The sequence below is a fragment of the Streptomyces liliiviolaceus genome (assembly GCF_018070025.1).
Lineage (GTDB): Bacteria > Actinomycetota > Actinomycetes > Streptomycetales > Streptomycetaceae > Streptomyces > Streptomyces liliiviolaceus.
Window position 1 is genome coordinate 1,063,461 of record NZ_JAGPYQ010000001.1, and the last position, 13,334, is coordinate 1,076,794.

Consider the following 13,334-nt stretch of genomic DNA (forward strand, 5'->3'; position numbering starts at 1 on the left):
CCACGCCACTGCCAGACCCTCGACCGCCGGCCCTGACCCTGACCCTGACCCTCTGTTCCAACTCCCGACCCAAGGACTGCCCCGTATGCGACCGGACGACTGGCACCTCACCGAAGATGTGGACGACTTCCTCGCCCGAGCCGGCGGTTTCCTGCGCTCGCGGCCCGGTCTGCACGTCATGCCGCTGACGTGGACCGCGCGACTGCGGGCCCGTGGGGCCGCGGCCTTCGGTGTCGAGCCGCCCCTCTTCGGGGTGCTGGAGCAGGCGGGTGAGGTCCGCGCCGCCTGCTACCGGCTCCCCTCCCGCGCACTGGTCCCCACCCCGCTCACCCCCGAGCAGGCCGACGGCCTCGCCGCCCGCCTGGCCGCGCTCGGGCACTCCCTCCCCGCCGTCAGCGCGGACGACGGCACCGCAGCCCTCTTCGCCGAGGCGTGGCGGCGGCGCACGGGCGCGACACCGACACCCCGTGACACCCGGCTGGGGCTGTACCGCCTCGGCACCCTCACCCCGCCCGATCCGCACCCGGCGGGCCGGAGCCGCCTGCTGGGCGAGCACGACCTCGACGACGTCATGTACTGGTGCGGCGAGTTCGCCAGAGCCACCGGGGAGGACGTCTCCATCGACGCCGACTCCTGGGCCGGCACCCGCTACGCCGACAAGACCTACACACTCTGGGAGACCCCCGACGGCACCCCCGTCTCCGTCGCGGGCATGAACCCGGTGATCGGCGGCCAGGTGCAGGTGGATGTCGTCTACACCCCGTCCCACCTGCGCGGTCACGGGTACGCAGGCGCCGTGACGGCGGAGGTGAGCCGGGCCGCGCTGGCAGCGGGCGCGCGCGAGGTCGTCCTGTTCACGGACCTGGCGAACCCCACCAGCAACGCCCTCTACCAGCGCCTCGGCTACCGCCTGCTCACCAACTGGTCGGCGTACGACTTCGCGAGAGACCACTTGGCCACGTAGCCGCGTAGCCGCGTAGCCAAGTGGCCGAGCGACCGGGTGACCGTGTCACCCCCCTTACACGCCCCCCTCCCCCCTACCTGGCGAGTTCCGCCGGCTCGTCCAGCCGTGTCAGCTTGTGCGGGTTCCTCACGACGTAGATCCGGGTGACCCGCCCGTCCTCCACGACGAGGCTCACCGCGGTCGACTCGCCGCCCGTCTCGATGCGTACCGCGGGCGCGCCGTTGAGCCACACGACCGTCGTCCCGGCCACCGCGGCCACCTGGCTGACGCGCGCGAGCAGCACCGACACCGGTTCGACCCCGTGGACCGGAGCCGTCGCGGCGGGCACGAGACCACCCCCGTCGGCGACCAGCACCACGTCCGGCGCCATGATCTCCATCAGCTCGCGCAACTGCCCGGTCCGCAGCGCGAGCAGGAACCGTTCCACGACGGCCTGTTGCTCCGACGGGCTCACCCGTACCCGCGGGCGCCGCGCGGCCACGTGCTCGCGGGCCCGCCGCGCGACCTGCCGCACCGTGGCCGCCGACTTGCCGATGGCCTCGCCGATCTCGCCGTACGGCATCTCGAAGACCTCGCGGAGCACGAACACCGCCCGTTCAGTGGGCCCGAGCGTCTCCAGGACGGTCAGCATCGCGATCGACACACTCTCCGCGAGTTCGACGTCCTCGGCGACATCGGGGCTGGTCAGCAGCGGTTCCGGCAGCCACTCACCCACGTACTCCTCCCGGCTGCGCGACAGCGTCCGCAGCCGGTTGAGTCCCTGCCGTGTGACGACCCGGACGAGGTACGCCCTCGGGTCACGTATCTGCGACCGGTCGACGTCGGCCCACCGCAGCCAGGACTCCTGGAGTACGTCCTCGGCGTCGGCCGCCGACCCGAGCATCTCGTAGGCCACCGTGAACAGCAGCGCGCGATGGACGACGAACGGATCGGCGTCGCCGGTCATGCCGTCGGCACCGCGCCGGACTCCGCGGGACGCGCGCCCGGCCGTGTGCCCGACTGCCCGTCCGGCCGCCCGTCCGCCCGCGCGGCGAGCGGGATTCCGCACGCGTCGGAGAAGCCCTGCGAGCTGATCCCGTGCGCCGAGTTGTTCCTGGTCGCCAGGTTGGCGAAGGCGACAGACGCGGTCAGTTCGACCAGGGCCGCCTCGCCGAGCTGGTCGAGCAGGCTCGCGTACTGCTCGTCGGTGACGGTCGGCGGGGTGTGCGTCATGGCCTCGGCGTACTCCAGCACGTCCCGTTCCAGCGGGGTGAACACCTCCGACTCCCGCCAGCGCGGCACCTGGCTCGCCTTGGTCAGGTCCAGGTCCTTGTTCAGCGCCTGGAAGTAGTTGATGTCGAGGCACCAACCGCAGCCGACCAGCGCCGCAACCGCCATGTGGGCGAACGTCTTGAGTCCCTCGTCGGCCATGTCCCACTCATTGACCTTGCCGCCCATCTCCGAGGAGTCCCAGGCGACAGCGGGATGGTGCGCGGTCACCGCGAAGGGCTCGGGGACCGCGCCGAACTGCTTGATCAGCTCTTCCTCGACCTCGGCGGGGAGTTCCGCCTTCGTGATGCGTAGTGCCATGGTGTCTTGTCCTCCTCGGACGTCTGCCGCTTCGGTTCGCCGTGCAGCGTGAAGCGTGAGGCATGAAGCGTGAACGGCATGAAGACACCGGCCGGTTCGCGAACGTGACATCGCCACGGCTCCGGCTGTCGCCTACCAGATGATGATCCCGCCGCCGATGTCCGCCGCCCGCCGGGCCGCGGCCACGATGTTGTCCAGGCTGCGGCGCACGTCGACGGCGAAGCTCACGTCGGCGGCGCGGCTCACGTCACTGGCGGGTGCGGTGATCCGCCCCAGCAGCGTACGGACGAGATCGCACTCGGCGAGGAAGGCGGGCACCTCGTCCGGTGCCACGGTGAGGTCCTCGGTGGCGAGCCGCGGAAGGAACCGCGCGCCCAGCGAACGGACCGGCTCCGACCCCCACACCTCGGTGCGCCAGTCCTCCCGGCCCGCCGCGTCGGAGCACCCGGGCGGAACGTCCAGCACCTCGATGCCGCCCTCCGCGCGGGGCACATACACATCGACCGACAGACTCATGGCAAGGAGTCGACCACGGAGGGGTGCCGGCGGTCCACCGTGCACCGGTCACGGCTCGACAAAAGAGCCTTTGCGACAACCGATTCCCTGAAAGCCATTGCTTGAACGCGCGCATTCCCATAGCATTTTCGCCGTGACTGCCGGGTCGGCCATTGGCCAGAAAACAGTAGGGTTCCCGGCCTCCGAGTGAGGCCCGGGCGGGCCAGAGGGCCGCCCTTTCACTTACGTACTCGCACCAGGCGCCGCACGACGTTGCCGCCCAGTGTGCCTTCGCGCGCGTATCCACGCGTCCAGTACCCGCATGCCCGGTACCCGCGCGTCTCGTACCCGCACGCCTGGTACCAGCACGTCTCGTCGCGCGCCCTCACCATCTTCACCGCGCCCGCATGCGCATATGCGCTCTGCGGTGCAGCCCTGCTGTGCTGCCCCGCGCTGCCCGCGCCGCCCTGCGCTCAATTCACCGCGGGTTCCACCGTGCACGGTGTGCAATTCGCCCCGCGGCGATTCCCCATGCCCATTTCCAGCCCCATGCCCTTTTCCGGAATGAATCCAGCAGAGAGAAAAGAATGCCCAACGACTTCAACCAGCAGATCATCGAAGAATTCCGCGCCAACGCCGGGGAGGTCGGCGGCCCCTTCGAGGGTGCCCGGCTGATCCTGCTGACCACCACGGGAGCCCGTTCCGGGGAGCGGCACACCACTCCGGTCGCGTACTTCGCCGACGGGGACGGGGACGTGCTGGTCATCGCCTCGGCCGCGGGTGCTCCGAAGCATCCGGACTGGTTCCACAACCTGGTCGCGCATCCGCAGGTCACCGTGGAGAGCGGGGTGTTCACGTACGAGGCCACCGCCGAGGTCCTGGCGGGCGCCGCGCGTGACGACGCGTTCGCCCGAGCGGTCGAGGCCGACCCCGGCTGGGCCGACTACCAGGCCAGGACCAGCCGGGTGATCCCGGTGGTCGTCCTCCACCAGGTTCCGAGCGACGGTCCGCCGAACGTGAGCGCCTCCTCGATGGGCCAGTACGTGCAGCTGATCCACGACGCCTTCCGGCGCGAACTCGCCCTGATCCGCAAGGAGATCGGCAACGCGGGCCCCACGCTCGGGGCCCAGCTCCGCATCAACTGCCTGACGTTCTGCCAGGGCCTGCACAACCACCACACCGGCGAGGACATCGCCATGTTCCCGTTCCTGGCGGACAGCCACCCGGACCTCGCCCCGGTCCTCGACCGTCTGCGCGAGGAGCACGAGCGGATCGCCGAGCTGACGGCGGAGTTGAAACAGGTCGTCGGCGCGGACCCGACGGACCCGGCCAGCTCGGCGGACCCCGCACACGTACGCGCGGAGGTCGAGCGCCTCACCATCGCGCTGGAGGCGCATCTGACGTACGAGGAGGAGCAGTTGATCCCCGTACTGGACGCGCCGACCGGATCGGCCAGGGCGGCCGGGTCGGCGCACTAGCCCACCGGGCGCCGCCCCTCACCCGCATTGGTCGACTCAATCGAACGGCAGTGGCCGCGCGTGCACGACGTCCAGTCTGGACACGGCCCGCGTCAGCACGACGTACAACCGGCGCAGCCCCCGCCCGTCGCCCTCCGCGATCGCGGCCGGTTCCACGGCCACGACGTGGTCGTATTCGAGCCCTTTCGCGACACCGGCCCCCAACACCGTTACCCGGGCGCCCAGTTGGTTCACCTCGGCGGCCTCGATCCCAGCGGCTCCGAGCGCCTCCCGCACCCGTACGACGTCCGGGTCGGCGGTGACGACCCCGATGGACCCCTCGTACGTGAGCGCGCGGCGGACGCACTCGGCCGTCTCCCGCAGCACGTCCGAGGGGGCCGTCGGGTGGATCCGCAGCTCGCCGTCCGTGCGCAGGGAGCGACCCGGGGGCACCCCCACGTCCAGCCGGGCCAGTACGCGGTTCGCCAGTTCGACCACCGCCCCGGGCACCCGGAACCCGGTGGTCAACGGCACCACCGACGCCTCGGGCTTTCCCAGGTGGGCGAGGAGTTCGCCCCACTCCCGGGCGGCCCACGGCGTGGTCCCCTGGGCGAGGTCGCCGAGGACCGTGACCGACCCGAAGGCGGCTCTCCGGCCGATCGCCCGGCACTCCATCGGCGACAGGTCCTGGGCCTCGTCGACGACCAAGTGGCTGTAGCCGTCAGGGTGTTCGATCAGGCCCGCGACCTCGTCGAGCAGGACCAGATCGGCCGCGGACCAGCGGGCGGACTTCCACGACCGGGGCGGCCGGCCCCACAGGACCGCCTTCTGTTCGTCCGCGTCCAGCACCCCGTCGGCCGCGGCGGCCAGCGCGTCCGGATCGCCGAGCAGTTCCGCGACGACCTCCTCCGGCCGCACCCTGGGCCACACCGAGTCGACGTACGCGCCGATGGACCGCGCCCGGGAGATCCTCTGCAGCCAGGCGTTGGACTGGGGCCCGGCCCGCCGTTCGGCCTGCGCCTGTACGTTCCGCACGACCCGGGTCCGTACGCGCTCACGTCCGACGGCGTACGGCGGCTCCTCGGCCCGTACGCCCGCCACGATCCGCGCGAGCGCACCGGCTGACACCCGCCAGCGGTACGAACCGTCGGGCACGGCGAGATCACCGAGGCCCTCGCCCCCCGCCGGGTCCACCCGGGAGTGGAGGGCGCGCCGCAGCACCCGCGCCATGCGGGCGTCGTGCTTGACGACGGCGGCGCTCTCGTCGTCCTCGCCCCTGACCGGATGCCGGCCGATCTCGTCCCCGATCGTCGACTGCCGCACGCCGGTCTCGCCGAGCGCGGGCAGCACCTCCGCGATGTAGGAGAGGAAGGTGGGGTTCGGCCCGAGGATCAGCAGTCCGCCGCGCCGGATGCGCCGCGGATGGGTGTAGAGCAGGTACGCGGCCCGGTGCAGCCCGACGGCCGTCTTTCCGGTGCCGGGCGCGCCCTGCACGCAGACGGACACGGCGAGATCGGCCCGTACGAGGTCGTCCTGATCCGGCTGGATGGTCGCCGCGATGTCGCGCATCGGGCCGACCCGGGGGCGCTCGATCTCGTTCGTGAGGATGCGGCTCCGCAGGCCGGAGGCTTCCGGACGCGCGTCGCCGAGGTGCTCGTCCTCAAGTCCCGTGAGGTCGGCCGACTCCCCCCGGCTGCCCGGCGCCCAGCCGAACCGCCGCCGTACACCCACACCCTGTGGACGGCGAGCGCTCGCCTGGTAGAAGGCGCGGGAGACGGGGGCGCGCCAGTCGACGACGAGGGGCGGGGCCGCGGGGTGCTCGCTGATGCGGCGGCGCCCGATGTGATAGCCCTGCCCGGCGTGGTCACCGGCCGCGGGGTCCGTCCGGAAGTCCAACCGGCCGAAGAACAGCGGCCCTTCGGGCAGTTCCCGCATCTCCTTCGCACGGCTGCGGAGCGCGTACCCGAGCACTTCGGCGTCGGCGCCGGACGCGGACACGTCCTCTCCGGTGACGACGTGTTCCTGGGCGCCGTCGACCATCGCGGCGAGGGCAGCGCGGCAGAGGTCGTGGTAGCCGCGCTCATGACGGAGGGAGCGGAGGGAGTCGGCGAGGGTGCGTTCGGGGTCGGCTGACGTCATTCGGGCAGCGTACGCGAATAACGCAACCGAGTTACATTCTTTACTCCATCTCGTACGCGGGGAGTCCCGCCGCCAGTCTCGCGAAGGCGGCCTCGGCCGCGACGACGGCGTCCCGGCGCACCTTCGCGATGTCCTCGCCCCCGGCGATCCGCCGCCAGTTGTCCATCGCGAGGATCCGCTGGACGGCGACTGTCTGCCCGGCGGCGAGGCGCGCCTCCAGGTCCCCGCCGAGGGCCGCGGCCAGCGCGGCCTCGGAACGCTCCAGGTACTCGTACAGCCGGGCCACGAGCGACGGGGTCCCGTACAGCAGCCGGTGGAAGGCGAGCACCTGGGGATCGCCGTTGACGCCGGTCACGGGGTCGCTGCGCTCGATCCCGGCCAGGAAGTGCAGCCGCAGGGCGTCCGTCGCGGACTGCCCGGGCGGCCGTTCCCCGACCACCCGCGCGGCCTCGGCCTGATGATCGGCGAACCGATGCAGGACGAGGTCCTCCTTGGAGGAGAAGTACCGGAAGAGGGTCGGTTTGGAGATCTCGGCCGCGGCGGCGACCTCCGCGACGGAGACCCGCTCGAACCCCTTCTCCAGGAAGAGCGAGATGGCGATGTCGGAGACGTCCTGGTACATCCGCAGCTTCTTGCGCTCACGCAGCCCCATGGCGCCCATGGCACCCACGGCGCCTCTCACACCGGACGCACCACTGGCCTCAGCCGCGCCCCACGCACCCGTCTCGCCCATGCCCCGAGCCTACGCAGTTTCCGGACGACCGCCCTCCCCTTCGCGTCAACCGGTTCGGGGATACAGACCCTCTTCACGCTGCCGGTACCACCGGAGGAGGGAGACCGAGATATCGGGCAGGCTCGGCACCTTCTCCAGCCCCAGCGGTTCCGCGGCGGCAGCCAGCACTTTCTGTATCTTGCCGCCCGCCCGGCCGAGGGCACCGGCGTCCGGGTCCGGCCCTGTACCGAGCGACAAAGACATACGGATGACGTCGGTGAAGACCGACTGGGCTCGTTTGTAGTCGAGCAGTTTCGGCAGGTCCTCTTCCCAGCCGGCCGAACTGCCGGGCGCGACGTCCTCGACCGTCCGGTGCCACCTCGCCTTCATCCGATCCTCCTGCGCCCTCGGATACCGCATCAAGTAGAGGTGCGTTGCCAGTTCGTACAAAGGATCACCGACCATCGCCAATTCCCAGTCGATGGTCCAGAGACGACCTCCGGGATCGACGATGAAGTTCTCACGGTGCAGGTCTGCGTGCAGCAGACAGAAAGGACGTTCGGTCAGCCCGGACACATGCTTTCTGAGGCGCTTGAAGGAGTCGCCGTCCACACCGAACGAGGCGAACAGTTCCTCGAAAGCGGGCAGGTTCTCCTGGTAGACACGTTCTTCGGTGAAACAGATGAGCCGCTCCAGGAAGTCCGAGGTGTCGCCCTCCCTCGCGCGGTCCCGGAGTTCGCATCTCCTGTCCGCCACGAGCGCCTCGGATCTGATGCCGGCCAACTGTCTGAACAACCCGACGATCTGATCCAGGACGGAGTGGGGAACGGCGCTGCCCGACCCGCACCGCGAACCCAGCGTCTGCCCCTCGATGAACCGCTGCAGACCGACCGGACCCGCCTGGACGATTTCGGGGATGCCGTCGACGATCCCCTGGAGGGCCCGCAGCAGCTGCTCCTCCGACTCGAAGCAACGACGGTCGAACCACAGCAAGTTGCTTCTCGGCTCACGACACTTCACGCGGACCGCCGATTCAGCCTCCGCTCCGCCGGGCAGCGGAAAGACGTACGTTTCGTGGTGGTAGCCCTGAAGTGGCCCCTCGACCACGTCCGCGTCGCCACTCACCTCAACGGCTCGCCGCCGAGCCAGGGAAGCCGATTCGGGTGACATAGTTCGTTCTCTCGCATGTGCCGCACCGATGGTGAAGGAGGGGAGAGATTACTCTCCCGCGGTTGAGTATCACTCCACGGGCCAGGCTGTCGACCGCATCCATCCCTGCCTGCGATACGGATGTCCGTTCGTGCAGAGACGACTGCCCGGCCTGCGACGACCCTGCAGGGGTATGGAGCATGGTGCTTCGCACGGCCCCGGTGACGATCAGGTGGCCCTCGCACGGCAGACCCGGTGGCAGGCGCGCTCTCGACCGTGCGGCGGAGGACTGCCACGACTCGCACGGGATCCTCCTGCATCTCAGGGACGTACTCGACGGAGCGCCGGAGCATCACGACCGTGAGCCCCTGGCCCAGGCCGACGCCATCGTCACTCGGTACGAATACGCTTCCGTGGATTCCGCCGTTCAGCGTTCGGGCGTCGAGCCCCTGCGGGATGCACTGCGCGATCTCGGAGCGGCCGACGGCAGTTGAAGCACAACGATGCGGACGGTGTGGCCGCGTCACACACCTCGGTCCTGGCCGCCGCCAGGACCCTGGCGGGCAGCGTCGGACGACACACTCCACAGGGAATCGAAATAGCTCTGCATGCTGTCCACGAAGAAGGAGCCCGGGGAGTTCGGATCCTCATCGCTCACGTAGTGCATGAGATGGGCGCCGACGCCTTCGACATCCATGGCCGGCAGCACCTCACCGTCCGCGAGGATGATCGGGCGATCGACCACCCGGTACAGCCCGAACAGCGCCTCCGAGCCGTTGAGCAGATAGAACTTGAAGTTCGGGACCACCGTGGTGTAGCGGATCTGCAGATCGACCTCTGCCACTTTCTTGTGGACGCGCAGCAACTCAAGGATGTTGCGTAGCGAGGTGATGGATCCGAGCGCGATGGCCCGTACGTGCTTCGCCGGACGCGGGTCCGCCGGATCGTCCTTGGCCCGGGGAAAGGGCAGGTCCACTTCCCCGGACGGCACCAGAACGCGCATGGTGATGCGTTGTGGGGCGGGCTCGGATTTGCGGCGCATCCTCTCGTCCTGCACGCGAACGTGGGTGACGAGGGATTCACCGGTCAGCGTGAAGACGTCCAGTCCGACCTCCGGACGGCTGAACGCCTCGGTCATGATCGGGCCGAGCGTGCTGGGGCGAGGTGTTGTGTCCTGCGGCACCGCTGCCGGGTGAATCCGTTGGGTCTTGACCACTCGCGATCCGCTGCCCTGACGGGACTCGATCCGCTTCTCGGCAGCCAGTGCCTTCACCACCCGTTGGACGGTGTCGCGGGAGACCCCGAACTCCTCGGCCAGCGCCCGCTGCGTCGGCAGGACACTGTTCAGGGGGTAGGTCTCGGTGATGATGCGGTTGCGCAGCTCTTCCAGGACGCGTGCGAACTCCTTGCCGCCTCCATCACCGCTCCGCTCTTCGCTCACATGCTGACCGTACCTCTCCGGCCCACGGGCAGACCGGTTTTCAGTCAAGTCCACCAGCCAATCAGCCTGCCGGTTAAGGGATCTCCCGGCAAGGGGAAACCAATCCAATACAACCGGTCCAATTGGACCGCTTGTTGATTGATTCGCTGAAGTGGACGGGGTGGGGAACATGCTCTTCTGCTTGCTACTGGGCATCGGCGTCAAGTTCGCGATCACGCAACTGGTCCAGGCACGGCTCGGTTTCGCGGGTCTGGTCCTGCTGGCCCTTCTGCTGGTGGGGGTACGAGCGGGGTACCCCCGATTGGCCTGGTGGTCGGCCGGGCTCTTCTTCCTGCTGACGCTCCAGCTTCAGGCCTGACCCCGTAGGGCCTGCAGCACCGGTTCCAGCGAACCCACCACGTGCTCGGCTCCGGCGTCCCGCAGCAGTTTCTCCTTGTGGCTGTTACGCGCGTAGCCGAGGAACTGGACACCGGCCCTTTCCGCGGCCTGGTGGTCCGAGGGTGCGTCACCGATCATGAGGGTGGACCGCGGGGCGGCGCCCAGGGCGTTCATGGCCCGATTGAGGCAGTGCGGGTGCGGCTTGAGCTGGTCCAGGTCGTGCGTGCGGCCGTAGATGTTGGGCACGAAGCAGTCGGCCAGACCCCGGCCCTCCAGGTAAGAGGCCGCTGTACGGGGTGAGTTGTTGGTCGCCACGGCCAGCCGCACGCCGATCGCGCTCCAGGTCCGGATCAGCGGGTCCGCGAATTCAGTGGGCCACGCGGAAGGCGCCGCCTTGAGTTCCTGCTGGGTGAGCCGGTCCTCCAGTTCGACCACGAGATCGCTGTGCGGATGACGGCGGTTGACCGCGTACAGGACCGCCATCGGGTCGGGGTGGACGCGCTCCTCCTCGGTGAGGAGTTCACGGAGGCCCTGCTGTTCGAGCCATCTCACGAGGTCCTTGGCCACATCCTCCGCCGAGTGACCTGCGAAGAGCCGACAGATCGGCCCGTCGAAGTCGAACAGGACGAAACGGGCTTGCTCGATCACCGCGTAAAGGTTTTCTGTCTCTGCTGTCACCGGACCAGTCTGCTGCGTATCAGTAGTCACTAGGAGAGTGTCAGGTCCGTGGTGATGGTTTCCCAGAGCCCGTCGAACCACTTCTGCGACTCCTCCACGAACGCGCCGTCTCGCTGGCCCGAGCGTGTGAGGAAGGAGAAGAGGAGGGATTCGGAGCCCAGGGCGTCGTACATCTCCAGGGTCTGGCTCTCGTACGGTTCCTCCCGCCGGGTGAGGACGTAGTAACCGATCAGCGCCTCCTGCCCGTTGAGCAGGTACAGCTTCACCGGCGGGGTGAACGGCAGCGCGCGGAACGTGACCCGTACGTCGATGCCGTGCGAGGAGCGCAGGGCGCGGAGGTTGTGCCGCAGGACGTGGCCCTGGGCGTTGCGCATGTCCAGCCAGCGCTGGTGGACCGGGTCGTCGTCGGCGTCGCTGTCGACGGAGACCGGGAAGGCGAGGGTGATCTCCCGGGACGGCACCAGGATGCGGACGTCGATCGACTCGGGGCGCAGGGTGCCCTCGTGGATCTTGCGGACCGGGTCGCCGATGGCCAGCATCAGGGTCTCCGCCGTGTGGCAGACGACGTCTATCCGCACGCGCGGCGCGGCGAACGCCTCCACCAGCCGCGGCGCGAGCGCGACCATCGTCGGCTGGGGTTCGTCCCGGGTGTGGGTGACCTCGGCGATCCGCGGCGGGCTGCCCTTGCTGACGTTGCTGAGCAGGCCGTCGTCCTGGAGCGCGCGCAGGGCTTGGCGGACCGTGCCGCGCTCCACGCCGAACTCGTCGGCGAGCTCCGCCTGGGTGGGCAGGCGGTCGCCGGCGCGCAGGTCGCCCGCGCGGATGCGGTCCCGCAGGATGTCGGCGATCTCCTGCGGCGAGAGCCTTCTGCTGCCGTTCACTGCCACGTTCTCCTGGGTCACGACCAAACGCTACAACTTTGGCCCATCTATGGGGAGTTGTTTGAAAGTTGTTTTGAGATAGGTACCAACTGGGGATAAGTTAAGCATAGTTGGTTGCCAACTTGGTGAAGATGGCGGAAGTTCCCCTTCCTCTCGCAAGTAGTTGGCAGCTGGGAAGGTTCCGCGCCTCAGCGGCACCGGAGCACGACCCACGCACCACCGCTCACCATCGCACCACAGCACCCTCGCACTTCTCCCGCCCGCCCCCGCAAGACCCGAAGGAGGAACCACCATGCCCGCCATCGCCCTACTCTCCGCCCTCCTCGTCGTCGGATTCGAGCAGTTCGTGGAATGGCAGTACGGCCCCAGCGGCGCCGTCGGACTGCTGCTGCTCACTGTGGGTCTGAAGATGAAAAGTCCCACCTGCAGTTCGATCGGGGCCGTCGTCCTGGCGCTGATGTTCGCGGGACCCGCCCTATGACCTGCGGCGGCCCGCCCGCACGACGAACGGCAGACACCGCGCACTGTGGGAGACCTCAGCCCGTGAGCACCAGCTCCGAGCTGATGGTCTCCCACAGTGCGTTGAACCACAGATGCGACTGCTCCACGAACGTCGTGGCCCGCAGCCCCTCCCCCTGCTCGAAGGCGAACAGCGTCGACTGGGTCCCCTCGGCGTCGTACGTCTCCAGGTACTCACTGTCGATCTCCGCCCCCCGCCGCGACAGCGTGTAGTACGCGAAGAGCGCCTCCGCCTCGTTGAGCAGGTACAACTTCACCGGCGGAGTGAACGGCAGGGCCCTGAACGTGATGTGTACGTCGATGCCGTGCGTCGCCCGCAGCGCCAGCAGGTTGTGCTTCAGGACCTGGCCCTGGGCGTTGCGCTGGGCCAGCCACCGCCGCCGCACCCGCTCCCCGTCCTCCGTCGCGTCCACCGCCGCCGGGAAGGCGAGATCGATGTCGCGGGACGGCAGGAGCACGCGGACGTCGATCCTGGCCGGTTTTAATCGGCCCTCGTGGATGAGGCGCAGCGGTTCGCCCATCGCGAGCGTCAGGGAGACGGCCGTCAGACACAGGGCGTCGATCTCCACATGGGGCGCCGAGAAGGCGGCCGTGATCCGTGAGGCCAGCGCCACCATGGTGGTCCGCGGTGGAGCCGCCGGCCCGGTCAGCGCCTTCTCCACGCTCTCGGCGACGGTCGCCGGACTGCCCTTGGACACGTTGGACAGCAGGTTCTCCGACTGCAGGATGCGCAGCGCCTGCCGTACGGTCCCGCGCTCGACTCCGAACTCGTCGGCCAGCCTGGCCTGGGTGGGCATGCGCTCGCCCGCCCGCAGCTCACCCGACACGATCCGGCTGCGCAGCTCGTCGGCCACCTCGCGGTGTGACATCTGTGGCCGTTGTGCCCTCTTCCGCCCATTGACGGCGACGTGTTCCGGGTCCACGGCCAAACACTACAACTTCGCGCCATCTT

Annotated in this window: 15 protein-coding genes; 5 read left to right on the plus strand and 10 right to left on the minus strand. The window is 69.3% G+C overall.

Annotated elements, in window-relative coordinates; all coding sequences use genetic code 11:
* Positions 1-85: 85 nt before the first annotated feature.
* Positions 86-964, plus strand: a complete 879-nt coding sequence (locus tag J8N05_RS04590) for a GNAT family N-acetyltransferase (protein WP_210881193.1) — start codon at positions 86-88, stop codon at positions 962-964.
* 73 nt (positions 965-1,037) lie between these two features.
* On the opposite strand, the gene J8N05_RS04595 is transcribed toward J8N05_RS04590, so the two are convergent.
* The 3 genes from J8N05_RS04595 to J8N05_RS04605 all read right to left on the minus strand — a co-directional run bounded on the left by J8N05_RS04595 (position 1,038) and on the right by J8N05_RS04605 (position 3,049).
* Positions 1,038-1,910 carry an RNA polymerase sigma-70 factor gene (locus J8N05_RS04595; protein ID WP_210881194.1) on the minus strand — a complete coding sequence of 291 codons (873 nt, stop codon included), beginning with the start codon at positions 1,908-1,910 and terminating at the stop codon, positions 1,038-1,040.
* Positions 1,907-2,533 (minus strand): carboxymuconolactone decarboxylase family protein, encoded by a 627-nt coding sequence (locus J8N05_RS04600; protein WP_247706146.1) that lies wholly within the window; start codon positions 2,531-2,533, stop codon positions 1,907-1,909. Before J8N05_RS04600 ends, J8N05_RS04595 begins: the two co-directional genes overlap by 4 nt.
* Before the next feature lie 132 nt (positions 2,534-2,665).
* Positions 2,666-3,049 (minus strand): hypothetical protein, encoded by a 384-nt coding sequence (locus J8N05_RS04605; protein ID WP_210881195.1) that lies wholly within the window; start codon positions 3,047-3,049, stop codon positions 2,666-2,668.
* A 566-nt stretch (positions 3,050-3,615) separates the two neighbouring features.
* Between J8N05_RS04605 and J8N05_RS04610 the strand changes: the two genes are divergently transcribed.
* Positions 3,616-4,506 (plus strand): nitroreductase/quinone reductase family protein, encoded by an 891-nt coding sequence (locus J8N05_RS04610; protein WP_210881196.1) that lies wholly within the window; start codon positions 3,616-3,618, stop codon positions 4,504-4,506.
* A 36-nt stretch (positions 4,507-4,542) separates the two neighbouring features.
* On the opposite strand, the gene J8N05_RS04615 is transcribed toward J8N05_RS04610, so the two are convergent.
* From J8N05_RS04615 to J8N05_RS04625, 3 genes are all read right to left on the minus strand, one after another.
* Complete coding sequence (locus tag J8N05_RS04615) at positions 4,543-6,624, minus strand: HelD family protein (RefSeq protein ID WP_210881197.1); 2,082 nt, start codon at positions 6,622-6,624, stop codon at positions 4,543-4,545.
* Between the two features lie 40 nt (positions 6,625-6,664).
* The gene (locus tag J8N05_RS04620) at positions 6,665-7,285 is read right to left on the minus strand and encodes a TetR/AcrR family transcriptional regulator (protein WP_210890018.1); all 621 of its coding nucleotides are present in this window, start codon (positions 7,283-7,285) and stop codon (positions 6,665-6,667) included.
* A 117-nt stretch (positions 7,286-7,402) separates the two neighbouring features.
* Complete coding sequence (locus J8N05_RS04625) at positions 7,403-8,461, minus strand: phosphotransferase (protein WP_308286792.1); 1,059 nt, start codon at positions 8,459-8,461, stop codon at positions 7,403-7,405.
* A gap of 224 nt (positions 8,462-8,685) precedes the next feature.
* On the opposite strand from J8N05_RS04625, the gene J8N05_RS04630 reads away from it, so the two are divergent.
* Positions 8,686-8,979, plus strand: a complete 294-nt coding sequence (locus J8N05_RS04630) for a hypothetical protein (RefSeq protein WP_210881199.1) — start codon at positions 8,686-8,688, stop codon at positions 8,977-8,979.
* A 29-nt stretch (positions 8,980-9,008) separates the two neighbouring features.
* On the opposite strand, the gene J8N05_RS04635 is transcribed toward J8N05_RS04630, so the two are convergent.
* Positions 9,009-9,926 (minus strand): winged helix-turn-helix domain-containing protein, encoded by a 918-nt coding sequence (locus tag J8N05_RS04635; RefSeq protein WP_247706147.1) that lies wholly within the window; start codon positions 9,924-9,926, stop codon positions 9,009-9,011.
* Between the two features lie 169 nt (positions 9,927-10,095).
* Between J8N05_RS04635 and J8N05_RS04640 the strand changes: the two genes are divergently transcribed.
* Positions 10,096-10,284: a hypothetical protein gene (locus tag J8N05_RS04640; protein WP_210881201.1), complete on the plus strand. Its 189-nt coding sequence runs from the start codon at positions 10,096-10,098 to the stop codon at positions 10,282-10,284.
* Here J8N05_RS04640 and J8N05_RS04645 read toward each other — a convergent pair.
* Complete coding sequence (locus tag J8N05_RS04645) at positions 10,275-11,012, minus strand: HAD family hydrolase (RefSeq protein ID WP_247706148.1); 738 nt, start codon at positions 11,010-11,012, stop codon at positions 10,275-10,277. The genes J8N05_RS04640 and J8N05_RS04645 overlap by 10 nt on opposite strands.
* Positions 11,012-11,890, minus strand: coding sequence for a winged helix-turn-helix domain-containing protein (locus J8N05_RS04650; RefSeq protein WP_210881203.1), 879 nt, complete (start codon positions 11,888-11,890; stop codon positions 11,012-11,014). Before J8N05_RS04650 ends, J8N05_RS04645 begins: the two co-directional genes overlap by 1 nt.
* 265 nt (positions 11,891-12,155) lie before the next feature.
* On the opposite strand from J8N05_RS04650, the gene J8N05_RS04655 reads away from it, so the two are divergent.
* Complete coding sequence (locus tag J8N05_RS04655) at positions 12,156-12,344, plus strand: hypothetical protein (protein WP_210881204.1); 189 nt, start codon at positions 12,156-12,158, stop codon at positions 12,342-12,344.
* Between the two features lie 55 nt (positions 12,345-12,399).
* On the opposite strand, the gene J8N05_RS04660 is transcribed toward J8N05_RS04655, so the two are convergent.
* On the minus strand, positions 12,400-13,251 hold the full coding sequence (locus tag J8N05_RS04660) for a winged helix-turn-helix domain-containing protein (RefSeq protein WP_383935402.1): 852 nt from the start codon (positions 13,249-13,251) through the stop codon (positions 12,400-12,402).
* Positions 13,252-13,334: the final 83 nt, after the last annotated feature.